The 22,213-nt window shown below is 27.5% G+C and carries 13 protein-coding genes; 9 read left to right on the top strand and 4 right to left on the bottom strand.

Annotated elements, in window-relative coordinates; genetic code table 11:
• Window positions 1-428 precede the first annotated feature (428 nt).
• A complete protein-coding gene (locus M3Z80_RS04170; protein ID WP_293917848.1) occupies window positions 429-3,224 on the bottom strand; it encodes a hypothetical protein in 2,796 nt (931 codons plus the stop codon).
• Window positions 3,225-3,438: 214 nt separating this feature from the next.
• Between M3Z80_RS04170 and M3Z80_RS04165 the strand changes: the two genes are divergently transcribed.
• From M3Z80_RS04165 to M3Z80_RS04155, 3 genes are all read left to right on the top strand, one after another.
• Window positions 3,439-5,955 (top strand): tetratricopeptide repeat protein, encoded by a 2,517-nt coding sequence (locus tag M3Z80_RS04165; protein ID WP_293917846.1) that lies wholly within the window; start codon window positions 3,439-3,441, stop codon window positions 5,953-5,955.
• 30 nt (window positions 5,956-5,985) lie between these two features.
• The gene (locus tag M3Z80_RS04160) at window positions 5,986-7,788 is read left to right on the top strand and encodes an HSP90 family protein (protein ID WP_293917844.1); all 1,803 of its coding nucleotides are present in this window, start codon (window positions 5,986-5,988) and stop codon (window positions 7,786-7,788) included.
• 365 nt (window positions 7,789-8,153) lie between these two features.
• On the top strand, window positions 8,154-9,113 hold the full coding sequence (locus tag M3Z80_RS04155) for a DMT family transporter (protein WP_293917842.1): 960 nt from the start codon (window positions 8,154-8,156) through the stop codon (window positions 9,111-9,113).
• Between the two features lie 16 nt (window positions 9,114-9,129).
• Here the strand turns inward: M3Z80_RS04155 and M3Z80_RS04150 are convergent, their stop codons facing one another.
• Window positions 9,130-10,458 carry an HTTM domain-containing protein gene (locus M3Z80_RS04150; RefSeq protein WP_293917840.1) on the bottom strand — a complete coding sequence of 443 codons (1,329 nt, stop codon included), beginning with the start codon at window positions 10,456-10,458 and terminating at the stop codon, window positions 9,130-9,132.
• 130 nt (window positions 10,459-10,588) lie between these two features.
• Here M3Z80_RS04150 and M3Z80_RS04145 point away from each other — a divergent pair, with 130 nt between their 5' ends.
• Both M3Z80_RS04145 and M3Z80_RS04140 read left to right on the top strand, forming a co-directional pair.
• On the top strand, window positions 10,589-11,764 hold the full coding sequence (locus M3Z80_RS04145) for a hypothetical protein (protein ID WP_293917838.1): 1,176 nt from the start codon (window positions 10,589-10,591) through the stop codon (window positions 11,762-11,764).
• Window positions 11,761-12,828, top strand: a complete 1,068-nt coding sequence (locus M3Z80_RS04140) for a hypothetical protein (RefSeq protein WP_293917836.1) — start codon at window positions 11,761-11,763, stop codon at window positions 12,826-12,828. Before M3Z80_RS04145 ends, M3Z80_RS04140 begins: the two co-directional genes overlap by 4 nt.
• Window positions 12,829-13,301: 473 nt before the next feature.
• Here the strand turns inward: M3Z80_RS04140 and M3Z80_RS04135 are convergent, their stop codons facing one another.
• Window positions 13,302-14,825, bottom strand: a complete 1,524-nt coding sequence (locus tag M3Z80_RS04135) for a lipopolysaccharide biosynthesis protein (protein ID WP_293917834.1) — start codon at window positions 14,823-14,825, stop codon at window positions 13,302-13,304.
• 243 nt (window positions 14,826-15,068) lie between these two features.
• On the opposite strand from M3Z80_RS04135, the gene M3Z80_RS04130 reads away from it, so the two are divergent.
• Complete coding sequence (locus M3Z80_RS04130; protein WP_293917832.1) at window positions 15,069-15,617, top strand: YqiA/YcfP family alpha/beta fold hydrolase; 549 nt, start codon at window positions 15,069-15,071, stop codon at window positions 15,615-15,617.
• Between the two features lie 364 nt (window positions 15,618-15,981).
• On the opposite strand, the gene M3Z80_RS04125 is transcribed toward M3Z80_RS04130, so the two are convergent.
• Entirely contained in the window at window positions 15,982-16,923 is a 942-nt protein-coding gene (locus M3Z80_RS04125) for a 3-oxoacyl-ACP synthase III family protein (RefSeq protein ID WP_293917830.1), read from the bottom strand.
• 417 nt (window positions 16,924-17,340) lie between these two features.
• On the opposite strand from M3Z80_RS04125, the gene M3Z80_RS04120 reads away from it, so the two are divergent.
• The 3 genes from M3Z80_RS04120 (at window position 17,341) to M3Z80_RS04110 (ending at window position 21,842) form a co-directional block, all read left to right on the top strand.
• Window positions 17,341-18,555, top strand: coding sequence for a DUF6051 family protein (locus M3Z80_RS04120; protein ID WP_293917828.1), 1,215 nt, complete (start codon window positions 17,341-17,343; stop codon window positions 18,553-18,555).
• A gap of 1,516 nt (window positions 18,556-20,071) precedes the next feature.
• Complete coding sequence (locus M3Z80_RS04115) at window positions 20,072-21,082, top strand: sensor histidine kinase (protein WP_293917827.1); 1,011 nt, start codon at window positions 20,072-20,074, stop codon at window positions 21,080-21,082.
• Window positions 21,083-21,089: 7 nt separating this feature from the next.
• A complete protein-coding gene (locus M3Z80_RS04110) occupies window positions 21,090-21,842 on the top strand; it encodes a LytR/AlgR family response regulator transcription factor (RefSeq protein ID WP_293917826.1) in 753 nt (250 codons plus the stop codon).
• The last annotated feature ends 371 nt before the right edge of the window (window positions 21,843-22,213 follow it).

Here is a 22,213-nt window from a genome sequence, read left to right as displayed (position 1 = left end):
GGTTATAAATTTCTATGAATTTGAGAAAGGGTAAATTATAAAGGAATATGGAATGCCTGATTTATTTAGTTTACTGATGCAAATAGGTGCGAAACCTAAATTGATATAAGTCATTAGAAATCATTTATTTAGCATAAAAACGGAATTCAGCCTTGTAATGAAATAAAGATTACAACTAAATTTATGTCTATGAAATAATTATCTAAAAAAGATTGATTAGATTATTGTTTGTCTCTACACAAATTACAAAGAAGAAGTGTAAATTGCCTTTTGTGCTGCTTTATGAAATAAAATTAGTATGTATTTGGTCTATAATTATTTATATTATATACTGGTATAGATAGCCTATGAATAAAAGCTGTTGTATGCAAATGATTCAATTAACTAAGGAAGAATACAGAATATTGTATATTGAAAATATGGAAAAATTAAAAAATGGATAAAGTCTCTTTTAGTCCTTTAAGGGTTAATTTCCATATAAAATTAAAAAATGATTTATCTTTAGCTCTTTCTACTTTTTTGATTTCCGATATTTTTAAAGAATCTTTTGAATTTTTTTTAATTGCTAAATTAGCTAGTGAAGACATCATTTTTTTTTCTTTTTTTCCGTTTTTTTTATAAAAAGCTATTTTTAAATTTTTGTAATCCATACCAAAAGATCCATATCCGTACGTATTGTCTCCGTAATAATTAAAGGATACTTTTTTAATATATCCTTTAAAAGATATATTTAAGTAAGGCTTGATAAAATTGTCAATTTGTTCGGCGGCCAAACCTACTATACTTCCTTTTACAATAAAATTATCATTTTTATTTAAAGTGTTAAATTTCCATATGGCTGTTAATTTGCCGGAATTCATGAATTTACTTTTAAAATTAATAGTAACATCGGGTAAATATGAAAATTTATATCCGCCGATTATATTTTTAACTTTTGCATTGATATCAGTAAAAAATATTTTTCCGGTTTTTTTATTAAGAGATTCTTCTTCATAAGTTAAAGAAGAATTTAAAAAATTAACCTCTTTTAAATTTAATTTGAACTTTAATTTTCTTAATTTTTCACTTAGAAAAGATTTATAAGTTGGAATATACAACTTTTTGGGAAGGTCAAATTGGTGTATGGTAACATCCATTTTTTCAAATGAAACAAGAGGGGCAGCAAATTCAATATTATGATTTGTAAGTTTGAAATTTAATTTTGGAATATTAACTTTTGGAATGTTTATAGTGTACGCATCAATACCTCTTTTTTTCATCAAATCCAACTGCTCCTTTTTAGGTTTTATTTTTATATTAGTTGCATACAGTGAGGAGTTTGTTAGCATGAGATAATTTGTATGTATGGTATGATTTCCCATATCATGAAAAATGTTTTTTCCAGTTAAATTAAATTTAGAAAAAGAAAAAGGTAAATCTAAAGGATTTTCATTAGATGAATCTTCTAAAGTTATGGTATAGAGTTGTAATTTAAGGTCTTTTATAGAGGTGATAAGTTCACCATTAGCGGCATTGTATTGGTTTAAGGAAGATTTATTAATTGAAAATTTATCAATATGAATGTCCGTGTTTAAATCGTAATTATTTAAATGAATTTTTTTGGAATTTAATTTAACTGAAGGGTTTCGGTAAATAGATGCATTCATTTCATTGATAACAATGAAAGGGGCCTGTAAATTAAATTTATTATCAGTAATATTCCAATTTACTATAGGAATTTTTAAGTAATCAACATATATTTTAAAAAGATCTTTACTGTCGTTTGATCCGGAAAATACTGGGGTAGTTATAGTAGGAATGATATGAATTTTACTGGCAAGAAATTCATTATCTTTCAAAAGCATTTTTCCTATTTTAAACGTATGATATTTTATACCTGAATACACAATATCATCGGCCTCTAATTTATAATCAGAATAAGAAAAAGGGATGTATTTTTTAGTATTAGTAAATATCGTATTTATATTGATATCATTGATGGAATAATTCATATTACCCATCTCTAATATAGGTTTTTTATTTTCGTTTACATATTGTATATGTGTGTTAGCAATAGTAAAATTTTTTATTTCAAGGATATCGTCGAATAAATAAGTAAAATTGTTACGATTATTGTGAGTATATTCAGTGTTATTCTGTTGATATATAATTAATGAATTGTTATATAATTTAAGACTTTCCAGAGTTATTTTATCATTTATTTTATTAACGATTTTTTGAATAATTATATTTATATTATTACTGGTTATGTGATTATTAAAATTTAATTTTGAGTTAAGTATTTGAATAGTATCTATATTTAAATTAAAGGGAATAATACGATCTATATGTGCTGTAATATTTTTAGTAGGTTTATTTAATGATTTTTCTTTAATTACAATACTGGTTGAATCAACTTCAATTTTGGAAGTTTTAAGGAAGAAAAAATCGTCCTTGTCGTATCCCCAATCCAAGTTTTTTATTTTTGCTGTAGGAATATTTATATTTAGTAAACTTTTTTGATAATATTTTTCATTTTTAAATTGTTCTTCTGTTATATCCGGATGCAATATTATTTGATCGGTTTGTATATATCCATCTTCAAATTTCAATTTTTTTAATTGGAGATGATGAATTCCATTAAGTTGATAAAAAACATCCGAAACTTCTAATTTTATCTTATTGTAAGTAATAGGGATTCTTTTTTCTTTATTAGCGATGTCCCATAAAACTCCTGAAAGAGAAAGATTTAGATTTGTTAAAGAAGCTTTTTTAATACCGTCTGATGTATTATAGAGAGCTAAATTCCCTTTATTAATTACAAATTTTTCAATTTGAATAGAATTGCCAAGATTATATTTAACTGAATCATTTTTGTGATTAAAAGAATCAATGTTTTGTTTAATTAAGATATTCGGATAATCTATCTCAATAAGATTGGCGGCAAGATCTTTAAAAATAATAAAACGTAGAAATTTAACTCCATGAATAGTTATTTTGTTTACATTAATTGTATAGATACCCTTTTTTTTACTTTTAGGAGAAATATTTATATTACTAATAATCATTTGCCTCTCAAAAAGAGAGTAAGATACATCAGCATAATTGAAGTTATAAGGTGTATCATTTCTTTTTGAAATAAAATTCGGAAGACTGTTTTTTATCCAATCATTAATTCCAAAGTTTAAAAGAGAACCTAAAATAAAGATAAAAATCAACCAAAATGAAATTTTTTTCCACTTCATGCAAATTGATTATTTTTTATCAAATGTATATAAAAATAAAATAAAAACATGAGAGAACGAAATATAAATTTTTGGAATATGTTTAATTCTGTAATTTAAGTAGGTTTGAAGAGTTTGTAATTTTTGAATAATCTAAAAATATAAATTTATTTTATATATAAATTTTATAATTTTATGGCTTAAAATTTATAGCTTAAAAAAATTAATAATTAATATGTTGAAATCAAATTTAGAAAACCATTATCAAGAATTATTTAAACAATTAAATAATCAGCCGATAGAAGAAGAAGTCATTGAATTGTTAAAAGAAAAAAATTTTTATAATAAAGATAACTGGTTAAAGGGTTTGATTTTGTGTGAGTTAGCTCTTGATTCTAATTCTGTTAACGAAGAAATAAAGAAGTTATATCTATCTTTATACGATGATAATAGTAATCAACATTTTTCTACAAATTTATCTGATATTGACTACAGATTTTGGTTTGAAAAAGTAGAAGAAGTAAATGATAAATTTTTAAAACAACAATTTTTAAGAGCATATCATAAAAGAGGATATATAATAAACACTGCTCGTAGGCCCTATAGAAGTAATGAAAAAGCAAAAGAATATATTCTGCAAGGAATAAAATTAGGAGATCCTGCTTGTATGGCTACTCATGGATATAATCTATATTTTGCAATGAGGGGTGAAAAAGAAGATAAAGAACAAGGATTGCATTTATTACATAAGTCTAAAGAATTGGGTTATACAAAAGCAGACAATTTATTGCTTAATGTAACTTTTTATACAGAACAAGATAATGCTAAAATTCTTTCCGATATAGAAGAATTTAATAATTCCAGAGAAGTAGAATCCGAAAGAGCCTATCATTTACTAGGAGAATTCTATTTATACAAAGAAGAAAATTTAGAAAAGGCAAAAGAAATACTAGAAGAAGGAATAAAAAATAATTGCGCCATTAGTAAATATTTGCTGGGCATAAATATAATTAATGAAAGAATTAAAGGTTATCAAACATCCGAAGGAATTGAATTCTTAGAAAAAGCATATGAAGATGGAGTGATTTATGCAGCAAATTGGTTGGCACGTTATTACAATTATTCCCCAGATGAAAATAAATCAATTCAAAAATCCATACATTGGCATGAAAAAGCTAATTTGTATTATTTCGATGATTCTACATTTCAATTAGCATTAATATACTTATATGAAGATTCAGTTAAAGATTTTGAAAAAGGGAATTTTTATTTAGATTTAGCAATAAAGGAAGGTAATGCCTCCGCCATGTCGGAAAAAGCCTATCAATTGTTAAATCAAGAAGTGCCGAATATAGAAGAAGCCAGAAACTTATTAGATAAATCTATAGAATTAGGAGATTCGTTTGCCCCTTATATTTTAGGACAAATGTATGAAAACGGAGTGCTTGAACCGGATTATTATGAGGCTTTTAAATGGTATCAATTGGCTGCTGAAAGAAATTCAATTTATGGAATAGAATTAGTAGGACATTATTATAGGGTAGGAGTAACTAAAACTGAAGAAGCAGACCCAGCTAAAGCAATAGAATATTTTAATAAAGCTATAGAAATGGGGTCGAACTATGCAAAGATGGAATTAGCCATCTGTTATGAAGAGGGAATAGGAGTTGAAAAAGACATTCAAAAAGCTTATGAATTGTATAATTCAGCTGCAGAAAACGGATATTCACATGCTTATAATAAAATAGGCTATTATGAAGAAGATGGGCTACTGGGTGAAAAAAACTATACGAAAGCATTTCAAGCCTATCAAAAATCTGCTGAATCTGGAAATTTAGAAGGCATTTACAATCTTGGAAGAGCCTACAAATATGGAATTGGAGTTCCTGAAAACCCCGAATTTGCTTTAGATAACTTTAAAAAAGCTACCGAACATAATTACGGAGATGCATGTATTGAATTAGCCTTATCTTATGAAGGCGAATATGGTGGTTTAGAATTTGATGCGGAAAAAATCATGGATTATATGTTGAAAGCTGCTGAACAAGGCTATTCCTTTGCGCAATATAAAATGGGATATTATTACTATTATGGTTTAGTTGAGAAAAATTTTGAAAAAGCATTAGAATGGCTTAATAAGTCTTACGAAAGAGGATATCCATATGCAGCGTTACTGTTAGGAGACTATTATCTTTATAATGATGCAGGATTGGAAAATCCTCAAGATGATAAAGCCTTTGAATATTATAAAAATGCCGAAGAAAAAGGATTGGTTTCCGAAGGATTGGGAGTTTGTTATGAGTACGGAGTAGGAACAGAGGAAAATCTTAAAGAAGCTTTTAAGTATTATACCTTAGGGGCTGAAGCAGGATTTACTAGTGCCAAATATAGATTAGGAATTTCTTATAAATTTGGAATTGGAACGGATGAGAATCAGGTTGAGGCTTTTACATGGCTTTCAAAAGCAGCGGAAGAAGGTAATTTATATGCAGAATTTTATACCGCTATGATGTTATTGGATGGAGAAGGTACCAATCAAGATTTAGAGCAGGGAATTATCCGATTAACCAAGACCGCTGAGTCCGAATATGCAGAAGCACAATTTGAATTAGGAAATTGTTATCTAATGGGAAAAGGAGTTGCCGAAGATGAAACAAAAGCAATGATGTGGTATCAAAAGGCATCTGATAATGGTCATGAAAAAGCCTCTAAGATAGTAGGAAAAAGAAAAAGAAGATGGAAGTTATTTTAAATTGATAGATTCATAGTTTTACAAAATTATATGTCAGATACTAATAAATATTTATTTCAGGTTAATCTGAAAGGGATGATTGAATTACTTTCAGAACATATTTATAGCAGTCCCAATGTTTTCATACGTGAGCTACTTCAAAATGGAGTAGATGCAATTACAGCACGCAAAGGTATAGATGAATTTGAAGGGAAAATTACGTTGTACTTAACTCATGATGAGGATACACCCAAATTTATTTTTGAAGATAATGGAATTGGGCTTACAGAAGAGGGGGTTCATCAATTTCTTTCCGTAATAGGACAAAGTTCCAAAAGAGGAGAACTTGAAGAAAAAGATTATATAGGAAAGTTTGGTATAGGGATGCTTTCTTGTTTGGTCGTAAGCAATGAAATAATTGTTGAAACTCGTTCGCTATTAAAAAATAAAGGAATACGTTGGATAGGAAAGGCAGATGGTACTTATATAGTAGAACCTTCGGAAGATATACAAGAAATAGGCACTAGAGTGATTCTCACCCCAAAGAAAGAATGGAAAAGTCTCTTTAAAGAAGAAGAAATAAAGAAAAATATTCTCTATTTTGGAGATGCCTTACCTATAAAAATTAATTTTGTTTCCGAAAAGGGAAACGATGTGCTTGTCGATAAAGAACCTGTGTGGTTAAGTTCTGAAGCATCAAAAGAAGATATACTTCAATATGGTAAAAAAATATTTGGTATAAATTTTTTAGATTCCTTTAAATTAGAATCTCAGGTAGGAGAGATAAAAGGTATAGCTTATATAATACCTCATAAGGTTCAGTTTTTAGGAAATACGAAGCAGAACAAAGTTTATTTAAAAAGAATGTTTCTATGTGAGGATGCTAAAGGACTTCTTCCCGATTGGTCAACCTTTGTACGTTGCATAATAAACACTAATACATTACGACCTACGGCCTCAAGGGAAGCGCTTATGAATAATGAGCTCATGGCAAAAGCTAAAAATGAGCTTACATTTTGTTTTAAGGATTATTTAAAATATCTTGCTGTTACAGATACACATATCCTTAGTCAAATAATAAAAATTCATCATTTATATATCAAAGCATTAGCGTTAGAAGATTCCGAATTATTAAAAATGTTTATTGATTATATTCCCTTTGAAACAAACAAAGGAGACATGACTTTTTTATCCCTCAGAACTTATAATGAAATTATATACTATACTCCTTACTTGGATGATTTCAGGCAAATACGAAGAATAGCTGGATCTCAAGGAAAAACAATAATTAATTCAGCTTACAGCTTTGAAACAGATTTGATTGAAAAAATTAAGGTAACAATACCCGAGATCATTTTCAAAAAGATAACCCCTCAAGATATATTGGATAATTTTGAAGATGTTAAAATCGCTGAAAATCAAAATTATATTAGATTTGAAAAAAAAGCCAATCAGCTTCTTCGATCTTTTTATTGTAAGGTTCAAATTAAAGAATTCCACCCTGTTGATACTCCTGCTATATATGTAGCGAATGATCAAGCTATTAATAATAAAAATATACAGAATTTATCTAATTCGGCCAATCCTTTTTCATCAACGTTACAGAATTTTGTGAAAAAAGAAAATGAAAATATGCCGACTTTATGCTTTAATAAAGATAATGAAATAGTACAAAAATTATTTCAGGTTGAAGATTCTTTTATGTTTGAAGCAATCGTTCATATCATGTATGTACAAGCACTTATGTTGGGAGGATATCCTGTAAATAAAAAAGAAATGGAAGTATTTAATAATGCTTTATATCAACTTATAATTTTAGGAATGAGCGATTTTATGGAAAAATTAGATTTTTAGTAAACCTTTTTTTAATTATATTTTTTCAAACTTATAAATATTAATTACAAAAGATAGTTGATAAAAAATTATTTTTTATTTATTATATAGCGTTTTTTTAATAATTAGCTATAATAATTGAATTTAAGATAATTCCGTAGATATTGTTAATGGTTGAGTTATATCCGATTTATTATTTAATTAAAAAAACGAGAGTAATAATATTGTGGGATAATTATATAATATAAACTTTTTTTAACGATACAGATTTTAATCATTATTTCTAAAAATATAGAGTATTAAATTCAAAGAAGTATTTTTTAAAAAAACATGTTTTTTAATGTAAAATTTAAGAAATATCTTTGCAGCAAATTTTTACACTAAAAATGAGGGCAGCAAGGTATATATTATTACGCTTACCAAGAAAATCAAAGGCACTGGTTGGGAAATATGGAAAAGGATCTTTTTTTAAAGGATCATTAAGCGCAATCATTTCTTCTATGACCTATGGTTTAATTCCTTTATTTAGCATACCATTGATGCAAAAAGGATTAAATTTTGATACGGTATTATTGTATCGTTTTTTACTCGCATGTATTGCCGTAGCTGTTTTGATGAAAATTAAAAAAGTAAATTTTAAAGTATCGTTAAAAGAATTTAAAGCATTAACAGTGCTCAGTTTACTGTGCAATACCTGTTCACTCTTTTTTTTTCTATCTTATACCTATTTAGGAGGTGGAGTAACAACTACCGTACATTTTTTGTATCCTGTTTTTGTTACTTTAATTATGGGAATTTTCTTTAAAGAAAAAATTTCAATAAAAGGTTTTATCTCTATTTTATTAGCTGTGACAGGTGTTGCTTTATTATCATTAGGAGAGGGTATTGGAAAAATAAATTTTAAAGGAATTTTATTTGCCCTATCCGCAGCTATATTTTACGCTTTTTTCTTAGTATTCTCTGTAAAATCAACGGTCAAGGATATGCCGGTGCTTAGATATACTTTTTATATACAAGTCATAGGTGTTGTTTATCTTCTTCTATTTTGTTTATTAACCGGTTCATTCCAATGGTTTCCGGTAAAAGATGTGTCTTGTGTTCTCAACATCACATTACTAGCACTAATTCCTACCATAGTATCAATTATAACGTTGGTTGAGGCAGTTAGAAGAATTGGATCAACACTAACATCAGTTTTAGGGGCTTTTGAACCAATTACAGCGGTGATCATAGGGGTTTTAGTTTTTTCCGAACCTTTTTCATCCATGATGTTATTAGGAATATTATTGATTATTTTAGGAGTTTTTGGAATTATAATCTCCCAAAAAAATTCTCATAACCACTAAGATAAATATATGATTTTTATTTTCTATAATCATCATATAAAAGAATCCAATTAGAGTGTTTAAAATAATCCCAGCTTACTGATGCTAAATCTATTTTTGGGTCAATAAATTGCTTGAACGGATGTGCATTAACAGAGATCTTTGTATTTGCATAAATTTCAATCTCCTTATTTTTTTGTTTAAAATCTTGTTTTATATACTGAGCTGCTTGCCATATAAAATCAGGATAACAATCTATTCTGTGGATTTGCTTTTCAGTAAATAAGTCATGCATATTAAAGGTAAGGATTTCCTTTGTCTTTTTGTCAATGATCGTAAAATAGGTAGAACCATTTCGCTGTCTTAACATCATTCTCCAGCTTAATCTGTGCCCTTCTTCTGTCCAAAAAACATCTCCTTTAATGAAATAGTGGCGTATAGGTAAGAGTAATTGAATGATAAAATAGATTATTACTAAAAGGATATATGTCTGATTCTTATTAGTATAATTATAAGTCTTTAATGAAAGTGCGGGTCGTTTTTTGAAAAATATTCTTCTTATTGTGTCCGGAGGATAGAAAAAAACAATAAAGCTTAAAGCAAAATAAGGGAAAATACCTACCTTTAAAATAAATGAATTGGAAAGATGAAAAATTAAACTTGCTATTAGAGCTAATGTCCTGGTTTTTTTCCAAAGCATCATAGGAACAATCAATCCATCAAATAAAATACCAAGATAAGCAATTGAAATATAAAACCATTTTTCCGTAAAAAATTTACCTATAAAGGGGAAATCTGTTTTATGAGAATATAATAATCGGGTAAAAGTGCCATCCAGCCAATCAGGATAGAGTTTTGCAATACTTGCATAAATATATAAAATTGAAACTTGTAATATCAGAACGAATGAGCACCATTGAGGCATTGTCAATGATTTTATATTCTTATTTCTTTTTACATCAATGGAGTAATAAGCATTTGCAGGTAAAAAAAGCATTAAGAAACATATGAGAGTCAGAAAATAATAATGGTTATTATATGCAGTTTTTTGCATTAAATATTGAGCTGTCCATAAAATCGTAAAGCACAAAAGGCTTAACCGATATCTGTATCCAATCATTACTAATAATCCTAAAACTCCCATACATATAAAATAAAAATACATTCCATATCCGGGAAGAGGATGAAGCCATTCAAAACCAATAAAACTGAAGAATACTTTTGGAGATATTAAGTTAGTTTTTACCCACCCTGTCAATATAGCACCCCAAGATTCTACAAAAAGTAAAAATCCGAATAACATCCTAAATATAATTAGGGGAGAATTATCTATTTCCTGGAATAATTTACCTTTTGATATTTTCATATTGTTCTTTTTATTGCTCAATAAAGATAATAAATAAAAATCAATTCAAAATATAAGATTTGGTTGTATATGAATAATGATATAAGTAGTATCTTTGGTATAAAACAGAGAAACATTAATAAAAGCTGATATGAACTACAAATTACAATTACAAAAGTTACAGATTAAGATTGATGAAGAAAATGATATCGATCTGAGAAAAAAATTAATAAATCAAGCAATTGAAATTGCGGATCTTAATAAAGATTTATATGAAAGTATGGATTTACGCCATATCTTAATGGATGAAGAAATAAATCCAGATAATCGAATTCCCATATTGAAAGAGATAATCAGATTGTCAGATGCTGCCAATGATTTAGAAGAATCTTTTGATCTACGAATCCAACTGATTGAAGAGGAAAATTATACATCCCATTGTATTGATAGTTTTTCGGCGATGACTTGGTTGCTCGAAGCGGTTGATTCTCATCCCGATTTATTTGAGGAAGAGGATGTATTATGGCAATATAAATGGTTGGCTTGTAGGGCTGTGAATAATGCAGATATTTCATTAGAGCAAATTCAAGACATTTTAGCAGATTTAAAAATGAGGTTGGAAAGAAATGGATATGGATTAGGAGCATATTACGTTCCTAAAATAGATTTGCAAGAATCAATTGGAGACATTTCCGGTGCTTTACAAACATTAAAAGAAAGAGATGAATATGGAAGAGATGGAATGTCGGATTGTGAAGCCTGTGAGTTGAGTAAAAAAATAACAATTAAATTAATTGCAGGAGATTATGATTCGGCCATTTTAGATACAAAGGAAATGCTATTTAAAGGCATATCTTGTCATGAAGTCCCTTTTGATACTTATTGTAATTTAGCCTATTATCTTAATAATGTTAATGAGAGTAAAGCGAAAGAGTATTTTGAAAAGGGATTAAATGAGTTTGATAATGATTTTGAATCTTCATTTATTTCAGGTTTCTCTAAATTAATTAATTACGCATCTTACCATAATACCCAGCATGCATTGGATCTTTATCAAAAGTATGCTCATTGGCAGTTAAATTCAGAAGACAAGACAAATTTCGACGTTTGTTTAAATTTTTTAAACTTATTTAAACAAAAAGGGACTATCGAGCTAGAAAAATTAAATCCAACCTTACCTTTCTATAGGGCTGATGCAAAGTATAATTCTGATGATTTATATAACTATTATTTATCTATAGCACAGAATTTAGCTGAAAAATTTGATACAAGAAATAAAACCGATAATTTTAAAAAATTATTAACTAAGGAAATAATGAGAAAATGAGCTATAATTTAGAATTGCAAAAAATTAATTTAAAGCTAAATTCAATTACAAATCCGGATGACAAAATAATTCTCTTAAAACAAGCAATACTTTTGGCTGATTCTAATAATGATATAGAATGGGGATTTGATTTTAGGTTGGAGTTAATAAATGAAGAAGTTAGAACTTCAAGATGTATTGAAAGTTTTCCAGCCTTTACATGGCTTCTTGAAACCTATGATAAAAATCCTGAAATTTTTGATGAAAAAGAATTATTATGGCAATATAAATGGTTAGCACAAGCTTCCTATAGAAATTCAAATATAGAAAAAGAGCAAATAGAAAAAATATTTGAGGATCTTAAATCTAGAATGACAAAAAATGGTTATAGTTTACGTGGGTATTACAGTCTTATGATTAGATGGTATAATTTTATAGGAGATATAGAGGCAAGTGATGCCTATATTGAATTAAGAGAAAAAGACACCCGTGATGATATGTCCCACTGTATGGCTTGTGAGCTAGATATTAGAGTTGAGTCTGAATTAAAAAAAGGAAATGTAGATAGAGCAATTGATATTGCTCATGATCTTTTTGTTAAGAAACTCAGCTGTGCCCATATGCCTTTTGCTACTTTTTGCAAATTTGCCTATTATTTAAATAAATTAGGAGATTCTAGAGCAGCTGATTTCTATGAAAAAGCTATGTATGAGCTAAAAGAAAATATAGATGAGAAATATGAGACTTTTTTATCAACTATTTCATTATTAATTAATTATTTAATATATAATGATAGGGAAAAAGCGTTTGAGCTTTTTGAAAAATATTCTCCTTGGGATTTTAATTCGGAAGATTCTTTGCAATTTGATTTCTCAGTGAATGTCTTAAATCTTTTTAACGTTGAAGGTTCTAGGAAAATAAGGATTAGTACGACTCATCCATTATATGACGATTCAGGTGAATATAATTTAAAAGATTTGTATTCCTACTACTATAACCGAGCCTTAGATTTAGCTGAAAAATTTGATGCTAGAAATAATACCTCATTTTTTTCTAAATTATTAAATGATGAGTTTAAAAATTAATATTTAAAATAAAGTTTTATAAAATATAAAGCGGTCATCAAATGACCGCTTTATTTGTTTTCACAGCATAGTACAATTTCTATCTGTGAATGCTCAAAATTATAATTATAAGATAAAATAAATATTGAGACAAAGATAATAAATTTATTTTAATATGTTATCATAAATCGCTAATTATATATTTAATTATTATAATATATTGAAATTATAAATGCATATAATTAAATTATTTTATAGTTTTTACCTTTCTAAAGTGTTATTAATACTATAATTATAGCTAATAAATAATATTATTTAAATAAAAATAAAATGAATAATAATATAAAAAGTAATGAAAATTTAATATTGAAAAATTTGTTAGCTAAAGGTCACTAGTAACAACGTATAAGAAATTGAAATAAATATTGCTTTAAGTATAATAATAAAAGCTAATATAATTGTCTGTTTTTAAATTGAAGAAGAAAAATGCAGAATTAATTCTCCTTTTTATGTGTTTTAAGTTGGAAAAATTTTTTCTTTAAGACTTCTATGTCTTTTTGTTCGATCTTTAAAGTAAGATAAATAAATAAAAAGAATAAAATATTTCCGATTAGAATTCTTACATACATTTGATTGCTGCAATAATAGGCAATTAGACTTAACAAAGAACTTCCTCCAATATAAAAAATAAGTTTCCTGTAATTGTAAGGTATAGGATATAATTTTTGTCCCCAAAAATAAGATATTAGCATCATGGTAAGATAGGATATAAACGTAGCAATAGCACATGCCCAATAGCCAAGATCGGTGTATTTTAATCCTATAAAATTTAATACTACGGTTATCAATGCCCCTATACCGGAAATGATTGCTCCGTAATGTGTATTGTCAGATAATTTGTACCATATGGAAAGATTGAGGTATATACCTAAGAATGTAGACCCAATTAATAGGATAGGAACTACTGGAAAGCCTTCCCAATAATCCGAATTTCTTATATATAAACGTCCTATCCAATCTAAATTGGCTACTAAAAATAATAAAATAACAGCACTGAAAATGGCATAATATTTCATTAAAGTAGCATACGTTTTTCCTGAATTTTTTTCTCCTGCATGAGAAAAGAAAAATGGTTCCACACCAAGTAGGTAGGCGGTTTTAAACAAAGTAATAAAAGTAGCTATTTTATAAACTGCACTGTAAATCCCCATTTGGATTTCAGCAACTCCTTCAGGAAGAAGATATTTAATAAACTGTCGATCCATCGTTTCATTTACAATTCCGGCTAATCCTGCAATGGTTATAGGCCATGCATAAATTAACATCTTTTTCCATAAAGAAAAATCGAAGGTGTATTTACCATCTAACATAGTAGGGATTAAAGCAATAAAGGTTATAATGCTGGCAAATAAATTTGCAGCAAAAGCATAGCCTATGCCATAATCAAAATTATACACTTTGCTAAAAAAAGCAGCTCCTATTCCTCCGTTTTCAATTTGCTTAGGTATCCAGAATATTAATAAAATCGTTGAAAAGAACATGGTGACAGAATTCAATATTTTAAGAGAAGCAAAATATAAGGATCTATTCTGAATTCTAAGTTTTGCAAAGGGAACAGCCGATATAGCGTCAGCAGCGAGGATAAAAAGAAACCATACTAAAAAAACAACTTCATCGGGATGTTTAAAGGCTGTGGCTAAAAAATGTCTGGCTAATATTCCAAAAATTAAGAATAATAAAGACACAATTAAAACTGAAGTAAATGAAGTGAAATATACTGTATTTTGCTTTATTTCTTTATCCTTAAATTTTTGAAAAAAGCGAAAAAATGTAGTTTCCATTCCATGGGTTAATAATACAGAAAGTATACCTGCCGCAGAATAAAAATCAGCATATATAGAATATTTAGCGGGGCCGAATGTTCTTACTAACATAGGGGTTAGTATAAAAGGAAATACTCGGACTAAAACATTGCTTAATCCATAAATTAGTGTTTGACTAAATAACTTTTTATACACTTATTTCTTTTTAAATATTACTGACAATAATTCCGGAATAGTACTAATATAAATTTTTAATATTATATTATTGACAAATTTAATAAATTTGATTAGGTTTGTAGGCATCCGCATAATATATTGAATTAAAAGAAGAAGTATGAATAGGGATGAATTGCAAATAATATTCGTAAGTAATTGAATTAACAAAAATATAATCCAAAATAAAGGTTTATCCTTTAACGTAAAGAGTTAAATATACAAATGAAAAAAATATATTTTCTTCACGGATATCAAACTTCAGGGAAAAAGTTTGAATGTTTACAAAATTTTTATCAAAATTTTGAAGAATATAATACTATATGTTGGGATTGGGATGAATTTATGAATATTCCGAAATTTTTAGAAGATAAAGCTAAAATATTAAAAGAAAATTGTGAAGATAGTATAATTATGGCAGACAGTATGGGGGCAAATATTGCTTGGCATTTAGTGAATTCATTTAAAGGTATGCATTATGTTATGACGAATCCTGTATTTTCGGCTGAACAAATAAAGGAACAAGAAAGAATTCCTGCCGAGTTGAAAGAAAAAATATTTTCAGCTACTTCGGAAAATATATTAAACAAAAACATACATCTTATAATTTCTAAAAATGACGAAGTTCTTGACCCGAACTATTATAAAAAAGTTTTTGGCACGTCATTAAAAATTCTAGAATTAGATGATGTGCATGCAATAACACATATGAATGAATATATGCCATCAATTCATCAAGTAATTATGAAGGCTTTTGATAAAGCGAATAGCTAATTGCTAAAAAAAATTTAGAAACCTATAGTAATTAAAAGTGTTAATAATTTATGCACTTTTCATAAAAATGACAAAATATGATTAGAACTCAAATTCTAATCTAATATTTTATTTTCTACCCTTTTCGATTAATAAATTTGATAAGATTCTTCTCGGAAATAATCATAATTAATTCTTTTACATATGAATAGTATACAAAAAATTATCTTACTTAGATTATTAAATAATAAGTAATACAATCTCTTTAGAATATATTTTAATATAATCAGGAACTAATAAATTGTTAAAGCCCAAATGATAATATGATTATTGGATTCTTATAACAATGAAGTTAGTTTAAGTTAAATACCAGTTAGCTTATCAATTAAAATTTTATTAAGCATGTACCGGAAGAATACCCCCCTCCAAATACTGAGAGACATATAAGATCACCTTTTTTAAAAATATCATAATTCTGAGCAAGAACTAAAGGAGCACTTGCACACCCAGTATTACCTAATTCCTCAACATTCGACAGCGATTTATTTTCCTCTAAACCTAATTCATGGCAAACATTATTTAAAATTCTTTTATTGGCTTGATGGCCTATAAAATATGATAAATCAGAAATTGAAAAACCATTTTTTTGGATAATTGTTTGCGTCTGTTTGGATAAATATATACAAGCTTGAGTAAAGACATCTTTCCCATAAGGCATATGTAAACCGTTTTTAGGCTCCATAGTGACTGCCTCTGGACCATGACCGATATCCCCAAGTCCAAGAGTATTTATATCTAAAACTTCGGCTTCGTTAGAACGTATAGGTTCGGAAGAAAAAAATAATGCCACAGCGGCATCTCCCCATAAATGCCCGGATTGTATATCTCTATCATCAGAATAGCTTGAATTTCTATCAGCACTAATCAATAAAGCTTTAGACGAAATTTTACTTGTAAAAAAAGATTTAATGATTTCCATGCCGTTGAGAGCTGATGAACAAGCAGAAGATACATAAATAGCCTTGGCATTATTTATATGAAATTCTTTTTGTATGACATGAGCTGTTGTTCCAACAGTATCAGAAGGCGTATATGAAGCAAATACAATCAAATCGACATCTTTAATGTCATAAGGTAAATTTTTGATAGCATCTTCAACAGCTTTAATGCTCATGTAATCTATAGTTTCTTCTTCAGAAGCTCTTGCTCTGGTAAGTATTCCTGTTCTTTTAAAATACCATTCTTCTGATAAGTTATTAAGTTTAGCAAAATAATCATTATTAATTCTTTTTGCAGGTATATAATATCCTTTAGAATTTATAAACATTTTAAAATATTTAAGTATTAAAATTTTTGCAAATATAGGCTACTAATAACTTATTTTTTAATTTATTTAGCTGAGTTTTATTAAAAGAACACATATATTAACTTTTTATTAAATGTAATTTAACATCAAATTTTATGCCATTGGGAATTATTTTCAATAATTAGCAAAAAAATAAAAATATAATACAATAATAGTTGAATATTTATATTTATAATGTAATTTTAAATTTTGGTAAAAATATTACACCATCTAACAATTTTTTTTTAAAATAATCTTTAAATTATATTTATATGTTTAAAAATTATAAATTTATATCTTAATAATAAATAAAAAAAACATTATAATTGTAGTTTAGATTAAATAGTAATAATATAATTGTTTGTGAGGTAATACTTAATTACAAATTTTAACATATAAATGAAATATTTAGACTTGTTTATATATTTGAAAAAAATTGAAGATTACGCTAAGGATCAAATAGATATAGATCAGAATTTGGTTATTAGAAATTTTTCATTTAAATCAAATTATCGTTTTATACTACCCGGTGGTTTAGGAAATAATGATAATTATGAATTTTTACATACTCCTATCAATGAAGATGAGTCGGATATTATCCAAAAAATGTTAATTAAAAAAGATGCCGATATCATTGAAAATATTGAATTTCGATATCATATAATCATGCCTAAAAAAGAAAACAAGGCTAAAGAAATTGTCATTTTATTTCATGGGTTTAATGAGAAATATTGGTATAAATATTTACCATGGGCAACATATATGGCTGAAAAAACAGAGAAAGCTATTGTTTTATTTCCTATGGCTTTTCATATGAATAGAGCTCCGGTATTGTGGAGTAATTCAAGAGAAATGTATCGTGTGAGTGAAGAACGAAAAAAACGGCATCCTTTACTTTTATGCTCAAGCCTTTCCAATGTAGCTATTAGTACACGTATTAATAATAAGCCTCAAAGATTTATCTGGTCCGGTTTGCAGTCTTATTATGATGTGTTAGATTTTGTAGAAGATATAAAAGAAGGAATACACCCAGGGATTGATAAAAATGCAAAAATAGACCTTTTCGCTTATTCTATTGGTGCATTTTTGTCTCAAGTATTAATGATGAGTAACAGAAATGGATATTTTTCGGAGTCAAAATGTGCTATTTTTTGCGGAGGGGCCGTTTTTAATCGATTTTCACCGGTATCAAAATTTATTTTAGATAGTGAGGCTGAGGTTGGTTTATATTCATTTATAGTAGAGCATTTGGATAGTCATATGGACAGGGATGAAGTGCTTCGATATTACATGTTTAGTACTCCTGAAGGCCCGAATTTTAGAAGTATGTTATGTTATAAAACTTTAATCAAAGAAAGGGAAGAAGAATTTAGAAGAATGAGCCATCAATTTTATGTGATCACTTTGGATAAAGATGAAGTAATACCTTCATATGAAATTATGAATACTTTACAAGGATCTCGTAGAGATATACCTATTTCTGTTGATTTAATGGATTATCCATACAACTATGTACACGAAGATCCTTTTCCTTGTACGCCGGAAATAGCTGATGAAGTACATAATTGCTTTACATTAACATTAGATAAAATATGTGATTTTTTAGTTAAATAATATTTTTTAAATAAAAGTTGAAATTATTTAGTATAAATGTGTTAAAAGTATCTTGTTTTTTTTATAATACACTAAATTAATTTAAATGCATTAAGGGCATATAATAATTCTTGAAATTAAAAAAAATGTAACAATAAGCCTTCCGCAAAATATTTTTTTATCTTAAAAACAAACTTTGGTTTATTTAAAATCATTTTTAGAATTTATTTTGATAAAAAGAAATATTTGAAAAAATATGTAAACAGCATATTTTTAGTAATAATTGTAAAATATTAATGCGCTAAATGTATATGAAGTCTATAATTTTAAAATATTACAGAAAACGGTTTTAATGATTGGATAAAATAGAAAAGAGATTGAAGATCATATACGGAAAAATGTCTAAAGCTGTATATATAATAGATTGTTGCCCTATTAAAATTAAAAAAATATATAGTCGAAGCAGCACTATCAAATGAAAATAAAATTTACGCAACAGTATATGTAACGAAATCGAGTCCTTATACCATTAGCGCAATTTCGTCACTAGACAATAGATATTTTTTACAAAATCAGGAGATTTCCTTTCAACCGATACATATACAATTGAGATACCGGGATATGAAACGTCTTTGAACTGCGCTTCAGAGAAAAATAAAAGCTTCACTTTACATGATTTTTTTAACGAAATTTCATGTAATTTTTATGTGAAAGTATAACACCCCATTGATAACTCTGATTAGACATTAGACTGTTCCTAAATATTCTTAAGAGGTAAATTATGTAAGTGCCGCTCAATTGTTGAGCAATAATTATATTGAAATTATAATAAGCTCTAATGCTGAAAATTATTATGCTACTTTATCTATGTGTATACTGATACAGTTAAAGGCATCGGTTGTAAAACTGAAAATCTGACTTTAGATAGTTAGGACCAAGAAAATGGTATTGTAATCCAATCCGTAAAATTAATGAGGTAAGGTGTGTATCCCTACGGAATGTTATACCAAATTACTTATATATGCTAGCAGAAATTTCTGTAAAGGACTGCGAAGTAGAAATTCCCGTAACCCATTATTCGGATTATATTGTTGTAGGCAAACGATTTCGGAGACAATAATCTCCTATCAACCGGATCATGTGCTGGTAATTTATTCCTTATTACGTATACGGATTTTCTATAAAAGATGTTAAACAAATTACAAATTGAGAGTCTATTATCTTTATATAATTTTTGATTTCCATTTATGTCATATTTTAGTCAATAAAAAGATTATATTGTATCAGATTATTAAAAAGTAAAATAATAAGCCGGCGAATTTTTATTTTTAAAATGAGATAGTATAAAAAAGCTTCAATAGGTAACTAAAAGTTTAGCTTTGCACGATAGAACAATTAATATAGTTTACTCGTTTTACGATCATTCTTATAAAATATTCAAAATAAAAACGATAAAATTCAAAGTATGAATTTATTTATTTTTAAGAATTATTTTATTTACAGCTAAAATAAATATTTTTGTATAAAGTTCCTGTCAATGTGTATATTAGGTAAATATTCAGCAGATAAATTATTGCTGATTAGCTTTATTTGCTCACTACTTATAGTTTATCCCAATATAACTTGGTTACCTTGGGAGATAAGTATGTTGGCTGATAATAAAAAAATATATTATCTTTTGTTTTTTATATTACGTTGTATACTATATACTATTTTTATTTTTGCATTGATCAAGATCAATGTAAGAAAAATTCAAACTACCTCTTTTCAAAGTCGCTTACTATATAATTCCCTAATTACTCTTTTTGCTTTCTGTATTTACGTAGGAATATTTTTCATTTTAAAAGTTAAAATAGCTCACTTAGGCAGTTTGGTTTTATTTCAATTTTTTCTTATTTGCATTTTATGTACGCTTTCATCTTATATTTACCAATTATATAACGAAAAGAAAAATAAAGAGCTGGAAATAGAACAGTTAAAAATTGAAAATTTGCAGAGTCAATATAATGCATTAATCTATCAAGTAAATCCTCACTTTTTCTTTAATTCGTTGAACGGATTGGTATCGCTTATTCGAAAAAAGGACGATTTGGTTACCCTTACTTATGTAAATAAACTATCGGATGTATTTCGCTATATTTTACAAAGTGATAAAAAGGGACTGGTAACATTTAGAGAAGAACTTGATTTCATACAAGCATTTCGTTATATGATGGAAGTACGGTTCGCTAATAAATTGATCTATGATATTAAAATAAATCAATCAGCATTATCTTATAAGCTTCCGGTTCTTTCAGTTATGCCTATTTTGGATAATATAGTAGTTCATAATATTATAGATAGTGATCATAAAATGATTATTACAATTGAAGTGAATGAATGTAAAGAATTAGTAGTATCCAATCCTATATATCCTAAAATATTTTCACCTACTACCAATGGTACAGGATTGAATAACCTAAAAAATCGATTTTCATTACTTACAAATGGTCAGATAAAAATTAAAAATGATGGCGTAACATTTACAGTATATTTACCGTTAATATAAATAAGATATGGAAATATTGATAGTAGAAGATGAAACAGCAGCTTATGAAAGTCTTGTTGGAATTTTACGAGATATTGAACCTTCCATACAAGTAGTTGGAAATACGGAAAGCGTTACCCAAACTATTAATTGGTTATCCAACCATAACAAACCCAATTTAATATTGATGGATATCCATTTGTCGGACGGTTCAGCTTTCTTAATATTTGAAAATATAAAAGTAGAAGTTCCTATTATTTTCACAACAGCATATGACGAATATGCTATTGAGGCATTTAAAGTAAATAGTATTGACTACCTCTTAAAACCCATCAAACAAGAAGAATTGGATCGTGCAATACAGAAATTCAAAAAACTAACGCAACCCGACCTATCCGAATATCTAACTCGAATAGCACAATTAGCCCCTACAAAACTCTATAAAGAAAAAATATTAGTTTCCTTAAAAGATAAACTTTTCCCTATCGATTTGCAGGAGGTATCTTATTTCTATACTTCTAATAAAAATACGCATATTTATTTGAAGGACGGAAGTTCCTATCCTTATTTCAAGACATTAGAACAGATTTTTAAATTTCTTAATCCGGATAATTTTTATCGGGCAAACAAACAATATATAATTGCCCGTAACAGTGTGAAGAGTCTTACTATTTGGTTTGATAATCGCTTATTAATAACGCTCGATAGGGACGTTCCCGAACGTATTTATATCAGTAAGAACAAAGCAGCAGATTTTAAATTATGGGTTGTAAATAAATAGATGTATTTATCTTATTCGTCTTAAACAAACAACTTTTCGTTTTAATCAATTTCGAAATATTGTTTTATCGTATTTATTAAATATTTGTAATAATAAAAATCCTTGTACGGTGTCTAATAAGTATAAATATAAAATTTTTGCTGTATCATTTTTACTTTATTCTAGTTGTAATTATTAACAGAAAATAGATAATGAAGATTTATTCATGATAAAAGAGCAAGGTGCATTTTCAGCTGGTGGAACCATTGTTTCAAGTAAAGGCATTTTCGATCCGTTCAAACCTTGGTATGAAATACAGGGAGGACAAACGCGACATGGCGATCATGCAGATGTGTTTTATCAAATTCCTGTAAATAAAAAAAAAACTCAAT

Origin of the sequence: Apibacter sp., assembly GCF_025291155.1 — a bacterium.
Classification (GTDB): Bacteria; Bacteroidota; Bacteroidia; order Flavobacteriales; family Weeksellaceae; genus Apibacter.
This window is presented reverse-complemented; position numbering and strand designations above follow the sequence as displayed.

Bases quoted from the DNA above. Each gene is read 5' to 3' on its own strand.
- M3Z80_RS04170 (WP_293917848.1), bottom strand. From the start codon at position 3,224: ATGAAGTGGAAAAAAATTTCATTTTGGTTGATTTTTATCTTTATTTTA.
- M3Z80_RS04165 (WP_293917846.1), top strand. From the start codon at position 3,439: ATGTTGAAATCAAATTTAGAAAACCATTATCAAGAATTATTTAAACAA.
- M3Z80_RS04160 (WP_293917844.1), top strand. From the start codon at position 5,986: ATGTCAGATACTAATAAATATTTATTTCAGGTTAATCTGAAAGGGATG.
- M3Z80_RS04155 (WP_293917842.1), top strand. From the start codon at position 8,154: ATGAGGGCAGCAAGGTATATATTATTACGCTTACCAAGAAAATCAAAG.
- M3Z80_RS04150 (WP_293917840.1), bottom strand. From the start codon at position 10,458: ATGAAAATATCAAAAGGTAAATTATTCCAGGAAATAGATAATTCTCCC.
- M3Z80_RS04145 (WP_293917838.1), top strand. From the start codon at position 10,589: ATGAACTACAAATTACAATTACAAAAGTTACAGATTAAGATTGATGAA.
- M3Z80_RS04140 (WP_293917836.1), top strand. From the start codon at position 11,761: ATGAGCTATAATTTAGAATTGCAAAAAATTAATTTAAAGCTAAATTCA.
- M3Z80_RS04130 (WP_293917832.1), top strand. From the start codon at position 15,069: ATGAAAAAAATATATTTTCTTCACGGATATCAAACTTCAGGGAAAAAG.
- M3Z80_RS04125 (WP_293917830.1), bottom strand. From the start codon at position 16,923: ATGTTTATAAATTCTAAAGGATATTATATACCTGCAAAAAGAATTAAT.
- M3Z80_RS04120 (WP_293917828.1), top strand. From the start codon at position 17,341: ATGAAATATTTAGACTTGTTTATATATTTGAAAAAAATTGAAGATTAC.
- M3Z80_RS04115 (WP_293917827.1), top strand. From the start codon at position 20,072: ATGTGTATATTAGGTAAATATTCAGCAGATAAATTATTGCTGATTAGC.
- M3Z80_RS04110 (WP_293917826.1), top strand. From the start codon at position 21,090: ATGGAAATATTGATAGTAGAAGATGAAACAGCAGCTTATGAAAGTCTT.